Source organism: Geodermatophilaceae bacterium NBWT11, assembly GCA_014218215.1.
Taxonomy (GTDB): domain Bacteria; phylum Actinomycetota; class Actinomycetes; order Mycobacteriales; family Geodermatophilaceae; genus Klenkia.
Window position 1 is genome coordinate 3,114,071 of record CP043652.1, and the last position, 20,916, is coordinate 3,134,986.

20 protein-coding genes are annotated in these 20,916 nt (G+C 70.3%); 12 read left to right on the forward strand and 8 right to left on the reverse strand.

The features are described 5' to 3' along the window. The first annotated feature begins 8 nt into the window (after positions 1 to 8). The 3 genes from F1C76_15000 (at position 9) to F1C76_15010 (ending at position 2,987) form a co-directional block, all read left to right on the forward strand. A complete protein-coding gene (locus tag F1C76_15000) occupies positions 9 to 1,445 on the forward strand; it encodes an MBL fold metallo-hydrolase (GenBank protein ID QNG39276.1) in 1,437 nt (478 codons plus the stop codon). A 199-nt stretch (positions 1,446 to 1,644) separates the two neighbouring features. Further along, complete coding sequence (locus tag F1C76_15005) at positions 1,645 to 2,214, forward strand: rhodanese-like domain-containing protein (protein QNG37713.1); 570 nt, start codon at positions 1,645 to 1,647, stop codon at positions 2,212 to 2,214. Continuing rightward, positions 2,214 to 2,987, forward strand: coding sequence for a sulfite exporter TauE/SafE family protein (locus F1C76_15010; protein ID QNG39277.1), 774 nt, complete (start codon positions 2,214 to 2,216; stop codon positions 2,985 to 2,987). Before F1C76_15005 ends, F1C76_15010 begins: the two co-directional genes overlap by 1 nt. A gap of 192 nt (positions 2,988 to 3,179) precedes the next feature. Here the strand turns inward: F1C76_15010 and F1C76_15015 are convergent, their stop codons facing one another. After that, positions 3,180 to 3,686, reverse strand: a complete 507-nt coding sequence (locus F1C76_15015; protein QNG39278.1) for an N-acetyltransferase — start codon at positions 3,684 to 3,686, stop codon at positions 3,180 to 3,182. A gap of 354 nt (positions 3,687 to 4,040) precedes the next feature. Continuing rightward, a complete protein-coding gene (locus F1C76_15020; GenBank protein ID QNG37714.1) occupies positions 4,041 to 5,159 on the reverse strand; it encodes a TDT family transporter in 1,119 nt (372 codons plus the stop codon). A gap of 17 nt (positions 5,160 to 5,176) precedes the next feature. On the opposite strand from F1C76_15020, the gene F1C76_15025 reads away from it, so the two are divergent. Beyond that, entirely contained in the window at positions 5,177 to 5,878 is a 702-nt protein-coding gene (locus F1C76_15025) for a uracil-DNA glycosylase (GenBank protein QNG37715.1), read from the forward strand. Then, the gene (locus tag F1C76_15030) at positions 5,848 to 6,843 is read left to right on the forward strand and encodes a LysR family transcriptional regulator (GenBank protein ID QNG37716.1); all 996 of its coding nucleotides are present in this window, start codon (positions 5,848 to 5,850) and stop codon (positions 6,841 to 6,843) included. The genes F1C76_15025 and F1C76_15030 overlap by 31 nt, the downstream gene beginning before the upstream one ends. A gap of 483 nt (positions 6,844 to 7,326) precedes the next feature. Here the strand turns inward: F1C76_15030 and F1C76_15035 are convergent, their stop codons facing one another. Beyond that, positions 7,327 to 7,833 carry an N-acetyltransferase gene (locus F1C76_15035; GenBank protein ID QNG39279.1) on the reverse strand — a complete coding sequence of 169 codons (507 nt, stop codon included), beginning with the start codon at positions 7,831 to 7,833 and terminating at the stop codon, positions 7,327 to 7,329. A gap of 72 nt (positions 7,834 to 7,905) precedes the next feature. Next, complete coding sequence (locus tag F1C76_15040; GenBank protein ID QNG37717.1) at positions 7,906 to 9,057, reverse strand: IS30 family transposase; 1,152 nt, start codon at positions 9,055 to 9,057, stop codon at positions 7,906 to 7,908. 224 nt (positions 9,058 to 9,281) lie between these two features. On the opposite strand from F1C76_15040, the gene F1C76_15045 reads away from it, so the two are divergent. The 3 genes from F1C76_15045 (at position 9,282) to F1C76_15055 (ending at position 11,718) form a co-directional block, all read left to right on the forward strand. Further along, positions 9,282 to 9,845 carry a recombinase family protein gene (locus F1C76_15045; GenBank protein QNG37718.1) on the forward strand — a complete coding sequence of 188 codons (564 nt, stop codon included), beginning with the start codon at positions 9,282 to 9,284 and terminating at the stop codon, positions 9,843 to 9,845. Between the two features lie 191 nt (positions 9,846 to 10,036). Continuing rightward, complete coding sequence (locus tag F1C76_15050; GenBank protein ID QNG37719.1) at positions 10,037 to 10,552, forward strand: hypothetical protein; 516 nt, start codon at positions 10,037 to 10,039, stop codon at positions 10,550 to 10,552. A 959-nt stretch (positions 10,553 to 11,511) separates the two neighbouring features. Next, on the forward strand, positions 11,512 to 11,718 hold the full coding sequence (locus F1C76_15055) for a hypothetical protein (protein ID QNG37720.1): 207 nt from the start codon (positions 11,512 to 11,514) through the stop codon (positions 11,716 to 11,718). A 435-nt stretch (positions 11,719 to 12,153) separates the two neighbouring features. Here the strand turns inward: F1C76_15055 and F1C76_15060 are convergent, their stop codons facing one another. Then, on the reverse strand, positions 12,154 to 12,615 hold the full coding sequence (locus F1C76_15060; protein ID QNG37721.1) for a hypothetical protein: 462 nt from the start codon (positions 12,613 to 12,615) through the stop codon (positions 12,154 to 12,156). A gap of 900 nt (positions 12,616 to 13,515) precedes the next feature. Between F1C76_15060 and F1C76_15065 the strand changes: the two genes are divergently transcribed. From F1C76_15065 to F1C76_15080, 4 genes are all read left to right on the forward strand, one after another. After that, complete coding sequence (locus tag F1C76_15065) at positions 13,516 to 13,770, forward strand: hypothetical protein (GenBank protein QNG37722.1); 255 nt, start codon at positions 13,516 to 13,518, stop codon at positions 13,768 to 13,770. Between the two features lie 103 nt (positions 13,771 to 13,873). Beyond that, entirely contained in the window at positions 13,874 to 14,227 is a 354-nt protein-coding gene (locus F1C76_15070) for an Lsr2 family protein (protein QNG37723.1), read from the forward strand. Between the two features lie 399 nt (positions 14,228 to 14,626). Then, the gene (locus F1C76_15075) at positions 14,627 to 15,502 is read left to right on the forward strand and encodes a DUF3800 domain-containing protein (protein QNG37724.1); all 876 of its coding nucleotides are present in this window, start codon (positions 14,627 to 14,629) and stop codon (positions 15,500 to 15,502) included. Positions 15,503 to 15,745: 243 nt separating this feature from the next. After that, on the forward strand, positions 15,746 to 16,366 hold the full coding sequence (locus tag F1C76_15080) for a hypothetical protein (GenBank protein QNG37725.1): 621 nt from the start codon (positions 15,746 to 15,748) through the stop codon (positions 16,364 to 16,366). Positions 16,367 to 16,972: 606 nt separating this feature from the next. Here F1C76_15080 and F1C76_15085 read toward each other — a convergent pair. From F1C76_15085 to F1C76_15095, 3 genes are all read right to left on the reverse strand, one after another. Beyond that, entirely contained in the window at positions 16,973 to 17,719 is a 747-nt protein-coding gene (locus F1C76_15085) for an alpha/beta hydrolase (protein ID QNG37726.1), read from the reverse strand. Positions 17,720 to 17,796: 77 nt separating this feature from the next. After that, positions 17,797 to 19,467 (reverse strand): GAF domain-containing protein, encoded by a 1,671-nt coding sequence (locus F1C76_15090; GenBank protein QNG37727.1) that lies wholly within the window; start codon positions 19,465 to 19,467, stop codon positions 17,797 to 17,799. A 40-nt stretch (positions 19,468 to 19,507) separates the two neighbouring features. Continuing rightward, the gene (locus tag F1C76_15095) at positions 19,508 to 20,794 is read right to left on the reverse strand and encodes an MFS transporter (GenBank protein ID QNG37728.1); all 1,287 of its coding nucleotides are present in this window, start codon (positions 20,792 to 20,794) and stop codon (positions 19,508 to 19,510) included. Positions 20,795 to 20,916: the final 122 nt, after the last annotated feature.

Sequence of the window (20,916 nt, forward strand, 5' to 3'; positions counted from 1 at the left end):
GCCCGGTTATGGGCGTCACCAGGACCCGCATATACCCCTACCCCGTACCGTATGAGAAGGAGTCAGCTGTGCAGATCGACGTCATCGAGACCACCAGCCTGGGCGACCGGAGCTACCTGGTCAGCCAGGCCGGAACCGGCATCGTGATCGACCCCCAGCGCGACATCGACCGCGTGCAGGCCCTCGTCGCCGAGCGCGGCGTGGTCGTGACCCACGTGCTGGAGACCCACGTGCACAACGACTACGTCACCGGCGGCCTCGAGCTGGCCCGGGTCACCGGGGCTGCCTACCTGGTGCCCGCCGGCGATGACGTGGCCTACGAGCGAGTGCCGGCCGCGGATGGCGACGTGCACACCGCGGGCGACCTGCAGATCACCGTCCTGCACACTCCCGGCCACACTCACCACCACGTCGCCTACGCCCTGGCCGGGGCGGACGGGCAGGTGCAGGCGGTGTTCACCGGCGGCTCGATGCTCTATGGCTCTACCGGGCGCACTGACCTGCTCGGCGCCGAGCACACCGACACCCTCACCCACGCCCAGTTCCACTCGGTGCACCGCCTGGCCGAGGAGCTGCCCGCGGATGCGGCGGTGTTCCCCAGCCACGGGTTCGGCAGCTTCTGCGCCGCCACCCCGACGAGTGGCACCTCCTCAACCATCGCCGAGCAGCGGGCGGTCAACCCGGCGCTCACCCAGGACGAGCAGACCTTCGTCGACCAGCTGATCGCCGGGCTGGGCGCCTACCCGGCCTACTACGCCCACATGTGCCCGATCAACGCCGCCGGCCCCGCGCCGGTGGACCTGTCGGCTCCCCGCGAGGTGGACGCCGAGGAGCTGGCTGGCCGGCTGGCGGCGGGGGAGTGGGTCGTGGACCTGCGCACCCGCACCGCGTTCGCCGCCGGTCACCTGCCCGGGGCGCTGAACTTCGAGCTGGGCAACAACTTCCTCACCTACCTGGGCTGGCTCTACGACTGGGACGCCCCGCTGACCCTGATCGGTGACAGCGCCGAGCAGGTCGCCACTGCCCGCCGGGAACTGGTCCGCATCGGGGTCGACCGGATCGCCGGCGCCGCCGTCGGCACCTCCGAGGACCTCGCCGCCGGCGCCGGCCTCGGTTCCTACCCGGTCAGCGATTTCGCCGGCCTGGCCACCCAGCTGGGCGAGCACCCCGACACCGTCGTCCTCGACGCCCGCCGGGATGACGAGCGGGCCACCGGCGGGGTGCGGGGATCGGTGCACGTGCCCATCCACGAGCTGCGTGACCGGATGGAGGAGATCCCCGACGGAGAGGTGTGGGTCTACTGCGGCTCGGGCTACCGCGCCTCGATCGCTTCGTCCCTGCTGGCCCGGGCCGGACGTCGCCCGGTGCTGGTCGACGGCGGCTACGGCGACCCCGAGACCGGATCGGCCGCAGCTGGTCTGCACGCCCAGCCCGTGGCGGTCTGACATGTGCCGCGCCACCACCTGCCGCACCTGCGGGAAGACCACCTGGGCCGGCTGCGGCCAGCACGTCGACCAGGTCATGCGCGGGGTGCCCACCGCCCAGCGCTGCCCCGGCCACGCTGCTGAGCCCCGTGAGCCCGGCCGCCTCCGTCGGCTCTTCACACGTTCCTGACCGACCCCACTCCTGCGAGGACCACGCTCCATGACCAGCCCGACCCTGATCGCCCCCACCGAGGTGGCCGCCACCACGGCCACCGTGGTCGACGTCCGCACACCCGCGGAGTTCGAGACCGCGCACATCCCCGGCGCAGTCAACGTGCCCCTGCCCCTGGTGCAGGCCCACGCCGACACCCTCGCCGACGCCCTGGCAGGCCCGGTCGTGCTGGTCTGCCAGGCCGGATCGAGGGCCCGCACCGCCCACGACGCGCTCGCCTCGGCCGGGGCCGAGCAGCTCGCCGTGCTCGAGGGCGGCATGAACGCCCACACCGCCAACGGCCACACCGTTCGCCGGGGGAAGCAACGATGGGCTCTGGAGCGTCAGGTCCGCCTGGTCGCCGGCACCATCGTCGCCGGCAGCGTGCTGGCCTCGATCCGGTTCCCCCGGGCCCGCTACCTCGCCGGCGGCATCGGTGCCGGCCTGGCCGGCGCAGCGGTCACCGACACCTGCGCCATGGGCGCCGCCCTGTCCGCGCTGCCCTACAACCGCGGCGGGACCCCGGTGCACCTCGACGACGTGTTGCAGGTGCTGCGCAGCGCCACCACCACCCGGTGATCGCCGCAGCGATCGGCCTCGGCCTGGTCATCGGCGCCCTCGTCGGACTCCTCGGCGGGGGCGGGTCGATCCTGGCCGTGCCTGCCCTGGTCTACGTCGTCGGACAACCGCTGCCCCAGGCCGTGGCCACGTCGCTGCTGGTCGTGGGCATCACCGCCGTCGTCGCCCTGTTGCCCCGACTGCGAGCTCGGCAGATCGCGTGGCGCATCGCCATCGTGTTCGGGGCCGCCGGGGCGGCGACGGCCTTCGCCGGGGCGGCGGTGAACCGGCTGCTGCCTGACGACGTCGTCCTGACCTTGTTCGCGGCCCTGATGATCGCCGCCGGCGTGCGGATGCTGCAGGACAAGCCCGCTACCGGGGCCGCGTGCGCCACCGACCACGGGACCGTCAACTGGCGGCGGTGCCTGACCCGCACCATCGCCGGTGGTCTGGTCGTCGGGTTCCTCACCGGCCTGCTCGGCGTCGGGGGTGGGTTCCTCATCATCCCGGTGCTGGTGATCGTGCTCGGGCTGCCCATGACTACCGCGATCGGCACCTCGCTGGTCATCGTGGCCGTGAACAGCGCCGCCGGGTTCGCCGCCCACGCCGGCGAGGCCCCCATCGACGTGCCCATCACCCTCGGCTTCACCGCGGCCGCCGTAGTCGCCGCACTCGTCGCCGGGCGTCTGGGTGCCGGCCTGGACACAACACGACTCAAGCGCTGGTTCGCTTGGCTGGTCTTCGCCGTAGCGGTCCTGGTGCTCGGCCAAGTCGTCGTGAGCCTCGTCCGCTGACCATCTCAGCCGGCGTCTGCAGACCTGGACGTAGCGGCTTTCGGCACTGTGACACCGCGTGACCACAAACGGGTGCCGCAACTGCGTTCCAGAACCGCCGGTATGCGGTCCTACAAGATCCGGCCCAGAACCAGGTTCACATCCATCTCTTGGCTAGGTCGAGAGGGGTGACCTCGTTCGGGCCGGGCGCTGTCAGATCCCGAAGGCCGGTGCGTATTGGAAGTTGCCGGACTGGTCGTTCCACGCCTGGAGGGTGCGTACCTGGAAGTGGTCGGCCCACGTGGGGTCGGGTGCCTTGATGCCGAGCGGTTCGGCGGGGCGGAAGCCGAAGCGCTGGTAGTAGCCGGTGTCTCCCAGTAGGACGGCTTCGGGAAAGTCGAGGGCGTCGGTCGCCGCGAGGACGGCGTGCATGAGCGCGCTGCCGATGCCTGTTCCCTGCAGGCGGGGGAGGACTCCCAGGGGCGCCAGGCCCACCGACGCTGCACCGTTCAGCTGCGCACGGCTGCCCAGGACGTGTCCCACGACCACGCCGTCCCGTTCGGCGACCAGGGACAGCGCCGGGATGACGTCTCCGGCGGCGCGCAGGTCGTCGACCAGGGTCGCCTCGGACGCGGTCGAACCGTCCTCGGTTGCGAACGCTGCGTTGTGGACGGCGTGGACCGCGGCGTGGTCGTTGGGGGTCTCTCTGCGGATCAGCACCCCGAGCACGATGCAGGCGCTAGGACCGCTCCACAACTCGTTTGCCCCGTCGTGTCACAAACCCCCGTATATGGATCGACGGATTCCGTGTCACAACTAGGTCCGAAACCGCTAGGGCCCTGGTCTGCGGGGTCGATGCAGTGCTCGGCTCCGACGGTCGTCGTCCCCGATGTGCATGGATCGTCCGTGGTGCAGTGGTGTCAGGAGCGGGCTGGTCGGATGTGACTGCGGGAACCGTGGATAGAGCTCCGCTGCGCGTCCGAGGCCCATTCTGTGGGCCGGAACTGGCTGTCCTGCCAGGCGACGCCCGGGTCCGGCCCAGTCGGGTGCCTGGCATGTCCCGGGGGTCGACGGTCAGCGCAGCAGGGCCCCGGTGAGGACCCCGCGCGCCGTGCGCAGGGCGACTGTCGCCCAGGCCCCCAGCAGCGCGGCGAAGAGCATGACGGCCGCGACCTGCAGGAAGGTCTCGCCGGTGTGCAGGGCGAGCCCGGACGTGCCGGTGACGACGGTGCCGACGGGGAAGGTGAAGGACCACCAGGTGAGGGTGAAGGGCAGGTGCGCCCGGGCAGTGCGGACGGTGACGGCGAGGGCGATGCCGGCCCACATCAGCGCGAACCCCCACACCGGGAGCCCGTAGACCAGCCCCATGGCCTGGAAGGCGGTGGCGTAGGGCTCGGGGACGGCGAGGTGGGCCTGGCTGCCCAGGTTGTTCGCGGCGGTGATCGACTGGCCCAACGGGCCGAGCACGATCCACAGCGTGGGCACCATGGCGGCGGCGCCGATCTTGTGCCGGGCCAGTCGGCCCCACACCAAGGTGATCACCACGAGGCTGGCCAGCAGTGAGAGCCCGAACATCGACCAGCACAGGGTGAACAGGGTGGTGCGCAGCTGTCCGGCGGGCAGTTCGGGGACCAGCAGGGCGCCGGTGGCCGCGGACACCATGGGCGGGACGACGGGCATCAGCCACCCACCGAACGCGGCGTCCTCTGCGACGTCGTGGCGGGTGAAGACCAGGTACGGGAGGCCGACGGCGGTGACCAGGCCGTAGACGGTGCCGGCGACCCACAGGACGGCGAACACCCACAGTGCTGCGGTGGCGCCGATGAGGTCGGCGCCGACGAGGTGGGTGGCGACGCCGAAGGCCAGCAGGCCCATCGGTGGGGCGCCGTAGAAGTGCGCCATGACCGGGTTGTCGGCGTGCCCACGGGCGGTGTCGGGGTGGTATCGCCAGTGCGCGATGGTGGCGGCCGAGACGGCCAGCAGCAGCACCCCGGCCAACACCCACACCACCTGTGCCAGGACCTGCAGGCCCGGGACGGTGACGGGCAGGGTGGCTGCAGCGGTGGCCACGATGGAGGTGCCCATGACCGAGGCGAACCAGTTGGGGCCGATGTTGGCCACGGCCAGTCGCCGGTCGTCGTCACTGCCGAACAGGCCGGGTCCGGGGGTGGGCTGGGTCGCCGTGCTGGTCATGGGTCCATCGTGCGCTGGTGCAGACCCTGCCGGTAGCCGCCGCGTCGTTGTGCATGCACAAGCCCAGCTTGTGGCGCTCGGTGCCAGGGCCTAGCGTCCCACCGGTGCAGGAGACACTGCGAGAGCTCAAGCTCGCCCGGCTGGACGACCCGCACGTCGCGCCGCTGAACGCGCTGGTCCGGCGGTGGCGGGGCCGAGGTCGGGCGGTGCCGTGGTTCGACCCGCACGGCGGGGGCACCGGTGCGCGGGTGCTGCTGCTCCTGGAGAGCCCGGGTCCGGCGACGATGGCGCTGGGGGAACGCGGGTTCTCCTCCGAGGACAACCCCGACCCCACGGCGCGGGTGCTGCGGGCCGCGCGGGAAGCGTCCCCGCTGCGGGCCGTGGACTGCCTGCGGTGGAACGTCGTCCCGTGGGCGCTGGGCACCCCCGAGGCCTGGCGCAACCCACGGGCCGCCGACCTGGCGGAGGCCGGTCCAGCATTGGCCGAGGTCCTCCAGCTGGTCCCGCGGTTGCGGGTCGTCGTCCCGCTGGGGACGGCGGCACTGGCCGGCTGGATGCGGTACCTGACGATGCACCCACCCGTGCACCCGGTGGTGACCCTGGCGGTGCCGCACCCCTCCCAGCGCAACACCCACGCCCGAACCGAGGCCGACCAGCGGTTGCAGCATGCCCTGGGCGCCGCAGCAGCATGGCTGCCGGAGCTGACGGCGTGCCGCTGAGTCCGCACGTGCCCGAGCTGGGGGCGTTGGAACTGTTGTTGGACGTGGTGGCCACCGGCAGCATCGGCGCCGCGGGGCGCCGGCACGGTGTCAGCCAGCAGGCCGCCTCGGCCCGGCTGCGCACCCTCGAGCGGCAGGTGGGCGTCGCCGTGCTCGATCGCCGGGCCCGCGGCACCGGACTCACCGACGCCGGGACTGCGTTCGCCGCCTGGGCGGCCCGCGTGGTCGAGGCCGCCACCGACCTGGACGCCGGGCTGACCGCACTTCGTCACCGGGGATCGGCGCGATTGCGGTTGGCGGCGAGCATGACCGTGGCCGAGCACCTGGTCCCGGGGTGGCTGGCCGCCCTGCGGGCGCACGGGGGCGTCGAGCAGATCACCTTGACGGCCACCAACAGCGCCGCCGTGGCCGACCTGGTTCGCGCCGGGGCAGTGGACGTGGGTCTCGTCGAGGGACCGGACCCCCTGGCCGACCTCTCCCAGGTCGTGGTGGGCACCGACGACCTGGTGCTCGTCGTCGCTCCGGACCACCCCTGGGCCCGTCGGCGACGGCCGGTGGCCGCCGCCCTGCTGGCCCGCACCCCGCTCGTCACCCGCGAGGTCGGCTCGGGCACCCGCACCGCTCTCGAGCAGGCCCTGGGCCCCCCGGGCCCGACGCCGGTGCTCGAGCTCAGCACCGCGACCGCCGTCCGGGAGTCCGTCCGGGCCGGGCTCGGCCCGGCCGTCCTGCCCCGACTGGCGGTGGCCGGTGACCTGCGCGACGGCCGGTTGGTCGCCATCGGCGTCACCGGGGTGGACCTGCGCCGACGGTTGCGGGCCGTGTGGGTGGGGCCCACCGACCGACCCCCCGCCGGCCCGGCCCGCGACCTCGTGGCCACGGCGACCGCACGAGTCCACCCGCCCGGACCGCGGAGGAAGAGTGACGCGGGCGGGGTGACACACGCCAGTCGGCAGGACCACCGCTGAGCCCGGCGATGGAACGCCGCCGAGATCGCGACGCCTGAACCGTCCTCCAAGGCTGACGGACCCCCGGACAACGGGAGAGGACCGCTCGACCATGGACCACCCGACCAGTGCCCAGAGCTGGTGTCCGACCCCGACGCACCGGTGCCGGGACGGCGGTGCGCAGGGGTCGGCGCACCTCGCATCCGGCGTTGCCGGCCCCGTCACGATCGGCACGCTTGCACGGTCGTCGTGGCCACCCACCCCCCGAGACCGGGCCAGCCCATTGCCTGCCCTGGTCGACGACCCCTGGACACCAGGGCCACCCCGGTGCGCGTCGTCCCGCCCCACTGACTTCCCGGAGCACACACCGCAACCCGTGTCGCAGTGCAGTCAGTGCGGACAACAAACCCCGGTGTGCGGTCCTACCGAATCGGGCCCAGAACCAGGTTCACATCCAACTCCTGGCGAGGCCGAGAGGGGTGACCTTATTCGGGCTGGGCGCTGTCAGATGCCGAAGGCCGGTGCGTAGTGGAAGTCGCCGGGCTCGCCGCTCCACGCCTGGAGGGTCCGTACCTGGAAGTGGTCAGCCCACGACGGGTCGGATGCCTTGATGCCCAGCGGTTCGGCGGGGCGGAAGCCGAATCGCCGGTAGTACCCGGTGTCTCCCAGAAGGACGGCTTCGGGAAAGTCGAGGGGGTCAGCTGCCGCGAGTACAGCGTGCATGAGCGCGCTGCCGATGCCGGTCCCTTGCATGTCGGGGAAGACCCCCAGGGGCGCGAGGCCCACCGAGGTTGCGCCGGCGAGCTGCGCACGGCTGCCGAGAACGTGCCCCACGACCGCGCCGTCCCGTTCGGCGACCAGGGACAGCGCTGGGATGACGTCTCCGGCGGCGCGTAGGGCGTCGACCAGGGTTGCCTCAAACGCGACCGATCCGTCCTCGGTGGCGAACGCGGCGTTGTGGACAGCGTGTACGGCGTCGCGGTCGTTCGGGGTCTCTCTGCGGATCAGCACCCGGAGCACGATGCAGGCGCTAGGGCTGCGCCACAACATGTTTGGCCCGTCGTGTCACAAACCCCGGCGGTCTCAACGGGTGTGTGCAACGGCCTCGTTGAATGCTTCGGCGGGAGTCTTCCAGTCCAGGGTCTGTCGGGGTCGGCCGTTGAGTCGTGCGGCGATGGCGTCGAGGTCGTGCTGGGTGAAGGCCGTGAGGTCGGCGCCCTTGGGCAGGTACTGGCGGAGGAGGCCGTTGGTGTTCTCGTTGCTGCCCCGCTGCCAGGGGCTCTTGGGGTCGCAGAAATAGACGTCGACGCCGGTGGCCACGGTGAACTGTGCGTGGGCGGCCATCTCCTTGCCCTGGTCCCAGGTCAGGGACCGGCGCAGCTGGGCTGGCACCCGCCTGATCGCTGCGGCCAGAGCCGGGTGGACCTGCTCGGCCTTCTTGCCTTCCGGTAGCGCCACCAACGCCACGAACCGGGTGGTGCGCTCCACCAGGGTGGCCACTGCACTGGGCAGCTTGCCCAAGACGAGGTCGCCCTCCCAGTGCCCGGGGACCGCCCGGTCGGTGGCCTCGGCGGGTCGTTCGGAGATCGGGACCATCCCGCGCAGCTGCCCACGCCCGGAAGGCAACTTGGCCCCGCGCGGGTGCCGGGTCGCCCGACCGGTGCGCAACGACCGGGTCAACTCACGGGCCAACCCGCCCCTGGCCTGCACGAACAAGGTCAGGTAGATCGTCTCGTGGGAGACCCGCATCGCCTCATCGTCGGGGAAGTCCACGACCAAGCGTGACGCGATCTGCTGCGGTGACCACTCCAGGGCCAGCCCACGCTGCACCTCCGCGCGAAGCCGCCCGTCGATCGCCAGCTTCGCCGGCTTGGGTCGCAGCGCCCGACGATCGGCCGCGGCATCGGCTGCTGCGGCCCGGTAGGCCTCCCGCCCGCCGTTGCGGGCCAGCTCCCGGCTGATCGTGGAGGGCTCCCGCCCCAACACACGCGCGATCGCCCGCACCGACGCCTCGGCGGCGATCCCGCGGCTGATCTCCTCCCGCTCGACCACGCTCAACGCCAGCGGCCCCCGCCGCCGCGCTACCGGCCGTCTGCCACCACACGCCGTGACATGCCGGTGCACCGTGGCATGCGACAGCCCCAATGACCGGCCGATGCCACGCAGTGACTCACCGGCCCGCCATCGCGCCCACAACTGATCCTGCTGCTCCACCGACAACCCCGACGACCTCACCGGACCACCCCTCAGACCACGACACCGTGATCATCTGCAGAGGCTGTTGCATCCACCCGTTGAGACCGCCCCCGTTTGTGACACGACACCGGCCAGGCCACCCGCCGGTCGCGAACACCAGGTCGGTAGTCGCACCAGCAGGACCGAAACCCGTTCCGAAATCAACGGCCCACAAACCCTGCCTTAGCGTCTTTTGGATCGACAGCTCAGCTAGCTTCGTCGGCATGACGGTCGTCGGGTACGCGCGGGTGTCCACGCTCGAGCAGGACCCAGCCCTGCAGCACGACGCGCTCACCGCAGCCGGCGCGGCCAAGGTGTTCACCGACTTCGCCTCCGGCGCCACGGCCCAGCGACCTCAGCTGACCGCCTGCCTGGAGTACCTGCGCTCCGGCGACACCCTCGCGGTGTGGCGCATCGACCGGCTCGGACGATCGGTGGAGGACCTGACCCGCATCGTCAACGACCTGGCCAACCGCGGCATCCAGTTCCGGTCGACCACCGAAGCCATTGACACCACCACGGTGGGTGGGGAGCTCGTCTTTCACGTCTTCGCCGCGGTGGCGCAGATGGAGCGCCGACTCATCCGCGAACGCACAGTGGCTGGGCTAGCCGCGGCGCGGGCTCGCGGCCGAAAGGGTGGCCGGCCCAGCGTCATGACTGACCAGCGCCGAGCCGCGGCGCTCGCCATGCGCGCCCAGGGGCTCACCCTCAACGAGATTGCAGCCTCGCTGGGGGTCGGACGCTCGTCCATCGTCCGGGCCCTCGCTGAGCCGGTCAGCTCCTCCTGATCGGCCGCTGCCGAGAGGCAGTACAGGTGTCCCGTATGACGCCCCTTAGTGAGAAATCAAATCGGACGGGTCTAACGGGACGCTAAGCGTCTTTGCTGGTCAGAGGTTCGGGCCGACCTGGCGATGTCCCGGCAGACGGCCGCTTGTGGGATGGCAGGGACGGGGCTCCATCTGAGGGCCATGATGTGAGGATGGGCTCGGAAGAAGAACTAGACGTCAGATCGGCCGTGGATCGAGAGGGGATCCGAGCGCTCCTCTCTGAGGTCTACGACCACGGTCTCCTGTATCACGCATTCACGCCCTACATGCGCGATTACGAGTTAGTCATCACCGCCAGCTCGGACCCTCGGCTGGGTCGTCCCATCGAGTACATCAGCTACTTGTTCGTCAATTGTGTGTTCGCAAAAATCGACTCGACCGTCTCCCCAGCCATCTGGGGGCGGTCGTTGGACGACGAGCTAGTGCGCCCCCGCCCTGACCGCACCTACGACGCATTCGTCTGGGGCGTGAATTGGCAACCCCTATACCCGGCATTCGACCTGGCCGACCAGTCTGACAGAGCCCTGGCGTGGACGGCTAGTTTGGGGATCCCGTTCCATCAGTTGGAGTTGGAGTCGAACGGTCACCAAATGACCGTGGTGTTTTCCGAGCTCCGCGTGCGGAATGTGGCCGAGGGCTACACCCCATTTGTTGTCTCATCAGAGTGAGGCAGGGGTGCGTCTCGGATCCATCTTCGGCACAGGACTCGGGTGATGTCCCGGTAGACGGTCGATGACGGACGTGCGGGGGCCGGCTCTTGTTGGACCGCACCGATCGGCCAAACTGACGTCGTGGCCACTGTCGACAGGGACAAGTTCGGATGGGCTCGTTCCCCAGTCGCATTTGCTGTCTACGTTCTGGTCGTCATCGCCGTGGTCCTTAGGCAGGGGTTCCGCTCGGACTGGGGCTGGGCGCTCATCTCGGCCATCGTTCTCGGTGTTGGCGTCTTCCGGTATTGGCGCTGGCGAACAGACGACCAAGACTCGCCGTCCCGGTAGCCGGTCAACACCGGTCACCCGGTCTGGCCCGTAGCGCCCTCCTCGCGCGGGGTGGGTGTCCGTGCAACCCTCCGGCCGTGACCGATGACAAGCCCCGGTGGGACTGGATCTTCGGGTGGGGCTATCTGATTTGCGCCCTGATGACGGTCGGAACTGGGGCCGCGAACGGGGCGGGCGGGAGTAGCTGGGCCATCGGCGCAGGTTTCGTTGGCCTAGCTGCCTTGTCCTTTCGTAGGGATCGACGGGAGCAGGTTGGTCCAGACCGCAATGAGTCGTCCCAGTAGACGGTCCTCAGTCGGAACGCTCCGGCCCAGCGTGTCGTCGGCGGTCACGACGCTGCATAAGGCTGAAAGCCAGCAGGAACACGAGGCCAAGAGTGAGCAGACCCCACCAGGCTGGTCGGGACCACGATCGATCCAGGTAGGTCGCGAGGCCCATGCCGAAGAGGCACACAAAGGCCGCTACCCGAAGAGCGAGTTGGGCGGGCGAGACTCCTGCGCCGAGCTTCACTCGGCTGACGGTACTGAGCCGTCCCGGTAGACGGTCCCCAGCGGACGCTCTGAACTCCGCCTCCCCGTTGATTCGAATCGCCCTAGTCGTCGGTGCACGGGCTGACCTACGCTCCTGTGGTGAACGCCTGGCAGCCCTTGATGCCTCGGCTGTACTTTCGCTGGATCGATGACATCTTCTTCACCCTCGTGTTCTTGGGCATGTTCATCTTCAGTGCTATCCGCGAGGACTGGGTCTGGCTGGCGATGGCGGTGCTTTGGCTCGGCTCCATAGTCGCGCAGGCCCGGTACGCGGCCGTGCGCATTCAGCGAGGCGGCAAAGCCTGAGGGGTTGAGCGCCTCTCAGCGCCGCCACCGTCAGCGGGCGGTCAAGCTACTGGCCGTCCCCTGACTCCCCGTCACGATAGTGAGCTTTGGTCCCGATAGACGGGCGGTGGCGTGACACTCTTGGCCATGGGTGAGCAGTGGGTTCAGGAGGAGGTCGACGCGGCGCGGCGGATTCTTGGTTCGGTGTCGTGGCTAGTCCCGGCTGATCGTGTCGCGGGGATCGTTGAGCTACTGGAGAACGACGAGCCGCAGGAAGCATTGCTCAGCTTGGCGTGGACTCTGGGAACGACTCAGGCCCAGGTGCCAGCCGACGCCGCGGCGTCGATCCGGGCGCGAGTGGGCAGCCTGTCCGGGGTTCATCCTTCGTTCCGCTGCTAGTGCAGAACCGCACGGTCGTTGTCCCGGTAGACGGTCATGACCGGTCGTCCGGGCGGTCTATGAGCCGAGGCCGCGGAGCTCGTCCTCGGCGCGCCACGGCCATAGCTCGATGATCTGGTCGCGTGTCCGCTGAAGGTCGTCGATGGTCAGGGTGGTCGTTGCCGGGGCGATGTCCTGAGCCGGCCAGGCGACACCGAGTTCCAGGGTCGTGGCGGGAAACGGGTAGAGCCACAAGCGGCTGGTCATGTGGTCACCGTTTCCTTCGCCCCCGGGCACGAACAGGGTGGGGCGGTCGGCGAAATCATCGAGCTGGTCGAATAATTCGCGGCCCTGAAGTACGACAGAGGGCGTGCCGTCTGCGGCAGTCAGGCTGATGTCGGGGGTTGGTGCGACCGGAACGTGGAGGCGGTCGGCAAGCCTCTGGTCCGTTGGCAGGAACGAGGTGGCTCGATCAGCGCGGCCATGGAGGGCGAGTTCGATCTCTACCCCCGTTGTGTAGGCACGCATCTCCACCAACACGACGAACGTCGTCGGCGAACTAGCGATCAGGTGACGCCGAGGAAGGAGCCCGGGAACCTGGTTCTGGGGCGGCCGGGACCGAACATGCCATCGGAGCATCCTGGCCTGCGCGTCCGCGTGGTCCACAGCGTCCATGATGCGTAATCGGCGGACGTCCCGGTAGACGGTCGTCAGCGGTCGGCCGGCACGACTCTGGCACCTACCACTCACCTAGGAGTCGGCTCCTACTGGCCACCTTGCACGGTCGTCGCGCCCCGCCGCGCGTCGCATGGCACTCGCGAAAGCTATAGGTGCAACACACAAGAGAGCGCCAGCAGCTAGGAACGCGACCCCTGAGGCGACCAGAGCCACAGCTGCGCCGAGGTGCGTGAATGCCGCCACCAGGAGGAACCCGGCACGCTGCCACCTGCGGAGCAGGCCGACACCGGCAGTGAACGAGCTGAAGGCCATCAGAAGAACCAGGACCACCGACAGTGCGACAACGTGATCGGTCTCAGCCCGTTGGGCGGAGCTGGCGGGTTCATCAGCAGGTCCAATGCCGGCGATCAAGAACGGAGACATGGCTGCCACCCACGTCTGCACCGCCCCTTGTAGGAGAAGCAGCAGGCCTAGTGCGTGGCCCCGGCGGTCTCGGAACATCCTGCGAAGGTAGTCAATTGCAAGGTTGCGGTCAGGCCGCCCCCATCAACCCCAGCAGCGCGGGCCAGAACATGACCCCGGGTGTGGGGTCGACGGCCCCCAGGTGTGGGGCCATGAGGCGGCCCCGAGGTGTTGTCTGTTCAACCCCCGAGGCCTGACTGCGTCAACCGTTGACAACAGCCGCGGCGCTGATGCCCACGTACCAACCGCCTGGAAACGAGGTCGGCGGGTCCATCGCCGACGTCATCCGACGTCGAAGAGGTGACCTTGTTCCCCGCGGGATGGCCGGTTCCTCGACCTGGGCTGAGCTTCTCGGTTCTGCAGGACCCGGAGGTCGTCCTCGGCTCCCTCGAGTTCCAGCAGGAGAGCGTCGGCTCGTCGGTGGGCGTTGGCGGCAGCGGCCGCAGTGCGGGCTTGGCCGACGGCCCGTTCGGCACGGTCCAGTTTGCTGCCCAGAACATCGATGCGCGCCTGGCACAGAGCCATGTCGGTGAGGACGTCACCCGCGGGCTCTGATGCGGCTGCCATGACACCATTATCCCGCCCGAGAGCTATTCGGGGAGCCGGTTTCGGCTGCTGTCGGGAAATGTCCTGCCCGTGTTGAGTGAATGAGGTTGTCGTGGCTCGTAAGACCCAGATCATGCTCGAGGATGACCTGACCGGTGACCTGCTGGAGGACGGTGCCGGTGAGACGGTGTCCTTTGCTCTGGATGGCACGTCGTTCGAGATCGACCTGTCTGCAGAGAACGCGACCGAGATGCGCGAGGCCCTGTCTCGGTACGTCGAGGCGGCCCGCAAGGTGAGCGCGCAGACCCGGCGGACGTCGGCGTCGGCATCACCGAGGAAGGCGGCCGGCACAGGTCGGTCGGACTTGACCGAGATCCGGGAGTGGGCGAAGTCCCACGGCCACGAGGTGTCTGAGCGGGGCCGGATCGCCAACGCGGTCGTCGAGGCCTACGACGCCGCCCACTGACCTTTCGGTCGGCTGACAACGCGGGTAGGTGCCAAGCGCCGGGTGGCGGTGACGACGTATCGGGCGGTGCTGCCGGTCGCCGCAGTGGCCGGGCGGTCACCGGCGCACCAGCAGCCCAGCACAGGGTCCCCGACCGGCGCCACAGCCGTCGGCTGAGGCCTGCAGAAGGTGAGTGGGGAGGGGGATGAGCGGCTGGCGCCCTCTCCTGCACCCTGCCCGGCGCTGTTCGACTGAGCACTTGGGGCGGTGGGACCGTCGGTGGTCGATGGCCCCAACGGGGTGGGTTCCGGGAACGACGTCGGTCAGTGTTGGACAGCTGGGACCAGGTGACCTACCTTGGGCATGCGTCCATGACGCACCCGCTGCACTTTGTGCAGCAAGTCCTAAGGCCGCCTTCGGGTGGCCTTAGTTGCGTCTGGGGGAGGTTCGTGGGTGCACCTGTGTTACCTGGATGAATCTGGCAGCGCCGAGACCTACACCCAGCAGCACCCGGCCAGCACCCCGGCGTTCGTTCTGGTCGGGCTCAGCGTCGCTGCGGCCCGGCAGAAGAGCCTGTCGATGGAGTTCATCCGGCTCAAGCAGGAGTTCGAGCCGCATTTGCTGGCGCCGGAGTCCCGGCTTACCGACAGCATCCAGTTCGAGGTGAAGGGCAGCACGCTGCGCGCTGACCTGCGCCGCACGAGTGGTGGGCGCAACCGGCGCCGACGTGCGATTGGGTTCCTGGACAAGACCATCCGCCTGCTGGAGGACCACGGCTGCCGGCTGATGGGCAAGGTGCAGATCAAGGAGCAGGACCGGGTCTACCGGGACGCCGACATCTACCCGCGGGCGGTCGCTGAGCTGGCGACCACGTTCAACAGTCAGCTCGGGGCCTCCATGACCCAAGGCATCATGATCTTGGACGCGCGGACGAAGGTGAAGAACGAGGGCAACGTGCACACCATCACCACCCGCCGGTTCGCCAGTGGGGGAGATCAGCTGCCTCACCTGGTCGAAGCACCGGTGTTCGGTCACAGCGACACCCACGTGCCGTTGCAGATCGCAGACCTCATCGCCTCAGCAGTCATCTTCCCTTCGGCTTGCTTGGCCTACTGCGGGCAGGACACGTGGAGTGCGCACCACTGCGAGCGGTACAGCGACATCCGGGAACGCTTCGGGGCCCGTATCGCCCGCCTGGAGCATCGCTACATCGACGATCAAGGCGCCACCCGTGGCGGCTTCCACGTCATTGACCCGATCAACCGTCGACCCACCCACCTGCTTTTCCGCGACTGATTGCCTACATGCCGGCTACGACGCCGCTTGATGACCTCGGGCGCCGGCCGACGGCCCTGAGGCGCCAGCTACCCGGCTGACATGGCCCAGGTGCGGCGATGCCCGTGACGAGTTGTGGTCGCCTACCGCCGGGATCCCTGTCATCGGCCACAGGCTCGAGGAGCCGTTGGCTGAACGGTCGCCCTGAAAACTGTCGGACCGGGCGGGCACTGTGGGTGTGTGGACGGTGTGCGTGCGGCGTGGGTGCCCGAGCGGGACGGCATGGATTGGGATGAGGCCATCGACATCGCCGTCACCTGGGTGCGGGCCGAGTGCGTCGCGCAGGGCAGGCGAGGTGTGCTGGTGACGGTTTCCAAGAACAGCCTGGGTGGTGGACCGCTGGAGGCGTTCGCCCGCGCGGGTGACTGGATCACGCCCCGGTCTGGTCGAGCTGGGGTCGACATCGGGCGTCCAGTGCTGGCCTACGTGCCCGATGAGCAAGCCCTGCAGCTGGCGACCAGGTATGCCCGCGGTTCTTCACTGTGCGCGGTGGAGGGCTTTGGGACCTCACTGTCGGGGTGGGCCAGGTCGATCGGCGCGCTGAACTTGCTGGGTGAGGGCCCTGGGCCCGAACTGGATGCCCGGCTGCTGGAGGCGCTGGACCATCTGCATTTCGTGGGTAACAACGGGTGGGGTGATGGGTTTGGGCAGCACCGCGCGCAAGGGACGTTGCTGGGTCTGCGCGAGCAGGGGCTGTTGGACCAGGACGCGATCGTGGGAGACATGCTGGCTCGCGGGCATTCCCCGCGGTCGGTGAAGCAGTTGACCGCCCTGATCGACAAGCTGAATCGCGGAGACCTGCGGCCACCGCGTCGCCGCTACTGACAACTCACCAAGGCCAGCCCACCCCGGGCCCGGAGTGGGCTGACTCGCGGGCGGTCGTCTCCGGTGGTGGGCCAGTACGGGGCTCAGGTGTGTCGAGGGTGGTGGTGGCCAGCCTGGCGGCTGGAGCTTCGCCGGACCTTCACCGTCGGCATGACCCCGCCCAACGGTGAGCCCACTGACCTCTACTCCTGGCCGTAGACCGGCGAGGAAGCCCCTGGCGGTCTGTGGGTCAGGTGGGGTGACACCCACTTCTCGTCTGGCTCGGCCGTCACCCCGTCCGGCGTCGGCGCGTCTGCGCGACGTCTTTCTGTTTCTGAATCTCGGCGTGCTACCAGCACTCCGGACTCCCTCACCGAGCGGTGTCCCCGGGAAGGGATCTTGGACGGCACCGTGCGGTCGTGGGTCGAGATGGGTGACTGCGTCGCCGCTTATACGAAGGCGGCCTGTCGGGTTCTAGTCCGCAGAAAGTCCGCAAAAAGTCCGCAGGAGGATCGAAACCAGCCGACATCGCCCAGTCACGTCAAACGCTGAAACCGCAGCTCAAAGGCTTGTTTCCGGTCGTTTCCAACACTTCTCGAACATGCCATCTACGTTCCGCTTCAACGTCTAGCCGGCCCGCTCGCCGAGCAGCACGTCGCGCACCGCCGCCCAGGTGCGGTCGGCGTCCTGGAGCCAGAAGTCGTGGCCGACCCCGGTCACCCGCCGGACCTCCCAGCCGAGTGCCTCCAGGCGCTCCGCCGTCGCGTCCGGGAGCACGGCGCGGGAGTCGTCCGACAACACGAGGGTCGAGGGGACCGGGGGTGGGGCGACCGGCGCGGGGGAGTGGGTGACGTCCCGGAAGACGCCGAAGGCCATCCCGCGGTCGAACCGTGAGGTCGCCGCGTCGCGCAGCCGGGCGTCCTCGGGGGACGGGGCAGGTCTGCCTCGGCTGCGCCACTTCTGGGCGAGTGCGGCCACCGTGAGACCCACCGGTGCGGTGGCCCAGAACAGCCGGCCCGTGAGGCCCTCGGTCGGCAGTCCGAGCCGGAAGCCGGGATCGAGGTAGACCGCGCACTCCGGTGCCAGTCGCTCGACCGCCCGCTCGAGCACCGAGCCGCCCAGGGAGTGACCGACGACGACGTCCAGCCCGGCCGGCAGGGTCTCGACGAGGTCGTCGGCGAACGCGCGGACGGAGTAGTCCTCGGCCCGGTCGCTGGCCCCGTGCCCGCGCAGGTCGACCGTGGTGACGGTGACGCCCCCCGCGGCGACGAGGCGGTCGGTCAGGCCGCGCCACGTCGCGCCGTCGGCACCCAACCCGTGGACCAGGGCCATCCGGCGCGGACCGGCACCGTGCACCTGCGTCGCCAGCTCCATGGGTCCGGACGCTATGCGGACCCGGGCGTGGTCGGGATGGACGCTTCCTCCCTGTTTCGGCGGTGGAGATGGAGGTGTCAGTCGGCCCGCTCGGCGATCAGCCGGTGCAGGCGCAGGGCCACCTGGAGCTCGAGGGCCCGCCCCGGCTCCTTCCACTGCGGCCCGAGGACCTCGGTGATCCGGTCGAGCCGCTGGTAGAGCGTGTTGGCGTGGACGTGGAGCGCCTCGCAGGTCCGCGCGTGGTGGCGGGCCAGCTCGAGGTAGGTCTCGAGCGTCACCGCCAGGTCGCGCTGCCGCTCGCCGTCGTAGTCGAGGAGGGGGCCGACCGTGGCGCGCACGAACGCGGTGAGGTCGGCGCGGCCGGAGCGGCTGAACAGCGACCGGTACAGCCCGAGGTCCTCGCTCGCGGCGCAGGAGCCGGCCCGGTCGAGCGCGATCAGCAGCGCTGCGGTCTGCCGGGCCTCCTCGTGGCTCGCCCGGACACCGGCGGGTCCGCCCGCGCCGGCGGCCAGTCCCGTCGTCGGCGTCCCGCCGTCCGCCGCGGACATCCGGGCCACGGCAGCACGTGCCTGCTCGACGGGCGCGGGGAGGAGCACCACGACCTGCCCGGCGTGCGCGGCGGACCACCCGCGCAGCTCGGCGGCGAGCCGGGCGGCGAACGTCCCGGCCGCGGTGGCCCCGACCGGCTCCGGCTCCACGACGGCCACGGTGACGACGGCGTGCAGGTCGATGCCGTTGGCCCGGGCCCGGCGCACCAGGCTGGCCTCGTCGGCGCCGGAGGAGAGCAGCGCGTGGACGAACTCGCCGCGCGTGCGCAGCTCGGCCTCGGCGACCGAACGCTCCGAGGCCAGCAGCACCGCCACCGTGGTGGCCCCGATCCGGAGCAGGCGCACGGCCTCCTCGTCGGGCACGGTGGTCGGCGCGGCGACCAGGTCGCCGCCGTGTCCCCCCGGCAGCTCGACCGGGACGACGAGCCCACCGTCGGTCGGCGGCTCCCCGGCCAGGGTCCGGCCGTCGTGGTCGCGGACCGAGACGACGAGGCCGGCCGACCGGTCCAGCGCCGCCACGACCGCCGCGAGCCCCCCGCCGTGGAGCACGATCTCGTTGAGCACGTCACGCAGGTCGCTGGCGCGTTCCCGGCTCGCGTTCACCTCCCGCAGCGTCGCGTTGGCCGCCCGGAGCTCGGTCGCCGCGGCCCGCTCCCGGTCGAAGAGGTCGGCGGTGCGCAGGGCCAGCGCGGCGTGCGCGGCGAGCCCGGCGAGGAGCTCGACGTCGTGGGCGACGAAGGCCCGGGCCCGTCGCTCTGCGGCGAGCAGGACACCGATCGTGTCGTCCCCGACGAGGAGGGGGACGGCGAGGATGCCGCCGAGCTGCTCGCTGCTCGCCGCCGAGTCGACGCCCTCGCTGTGGGGGAAGCGGTCGTCCTGGAGGTAGCTCTCACTCCACAGCGGGCGGCCCGCCGCCAGGACCTGGCCGCCGAGGCCCTGTCCCCGCTCGAGCTCGATGCCGCGCATCGCCGAGCCCATGGCGCCGTCCACGACCTCGATCCGGAGCACCTCGCCGCGCAGCAGCATGATGTAGGCGACGTCCACACCGAGCAGCCGCCGTGCCTGCCGGGCCACCTCGTCGAGCACGTCCCGGGTGTCGTGCAGTGCAGCCAGCCGACGAGCGAGGTCGTTGAGGACGACCAGCTCGTCGGCCCGGCGACGCAGCTCGGCGACCGACGGCGCGGCGTCGTTGGGGGCCATGACCTCATCCTCACCCACGACGCCGGCCCCGGGGGTCACGTCACCGCACGGCCTTGACCGGCCGGATGGCGACCGCGCCGAGCATCACGAAGACGATGCCGGAGACGAAGAGGACGGGGTAGCCACCGGTGAGCGTGACGAGGCCGGCGGCGATCGAGGGGCTCATGGCCTGGGGGAGGGTGGTGGCCAGACCCAGGATGGCCAGGTCACGCCCGGCGCTGCTCCCGCCGAGGCGGGCGGGCAGCACCTCGGTCATGAGGGCGAGGTCGATGGAGATGTAGGTGCCGAACCCCAGACCCAGCAGGAAGGCGTAGACCAGGATCCCGGTCGTCGTCGGCACGAGGAGCGGGACGGCCAGGGCGATCGCCATGACGACCGAGGACCAGACGATGAAGGGCTTGCGCCGGCCGACGCGGTCGGAGAGCCAGCCGCTGCCCGACGCCGAGACCAGGACACCCACGAGCAGGACGATGCCCATCGTGGCGGCGAAGGCGTTGGACTCCTCGTCACCCAGGCCGATGTAGTCGCGCAGGATGTAGAGCCCGTAGGTCTGTGCGCCGTAGAACCCGATCACCATGAGGAAGCGGGAGAGGAAGGCCCAGGCGAAGTCGGGGTGCTGGCGGGGGCTGACCCAGAACCCGCGCAGGAAGTCCCGGGCACCGGTGCGCTCGCGGGGCAGGTGCGTGCTGGGCTCGTCCCGGTTGACCAGGACGAAGGCGCCGACGAGGACCAGGACGAGGACGGCCAGGACGACGTAGGGGAGGGCGCCCTGGGTGGCGGTGCTGCCGGCGACGGCCACCCCGACCGCGTTCCCGATGGTGATGCCGACCCCGATCATGGCGGAGACACCGCCGCGTCGGGCCGCGGGGTAGCGGTCGGGCACGACGGCCGTCGCGGCCGCCTGCAGGGCGTTGACGCCCACCTGCACGACGAGCCACACCAGCGCGACGGTGAGCACCGACTGCGCCATGGGCAGGCCCACGAGGAACCCGCTCGTCAGCAGGGCGCCACCGACCATCCACGGCGTGCGGCGGCCGAAGCGCGACCGGGTGGCGTCGGACAGGGCGCCGGCGACGGGCTGGGCGAAGACGTTGGCGATGAAGGCGACGGTCGTGACGATCGCCAGGTTGCCGATCTTCCCGGCCTCGTCGATGCCCGCCACGATGTTCGGCAGGAGGATCCCGTTGCCCCCCGAGTTGACCGCGAGGATCGCGACGTAGACGAGCAGCAGCCCGAACGACATCCGTCGCATGCGGGGCGCGGGTGCCGGGGCCGCGTCGGTCGGGTCGCCCGGCAGGGCGGTGGTGGGGATCTCGCTCGTGGCCATGGTGTGGGTGCTCTCCTGGTCCGGGGCCGGCTCGTCGCCGCTCTGCGGTGTGACGCTAGGCACTCCGAGCAGGCCGCACGATGGGCATCACATCCATGAGAACCGGCCCCGGACGGAGGAGA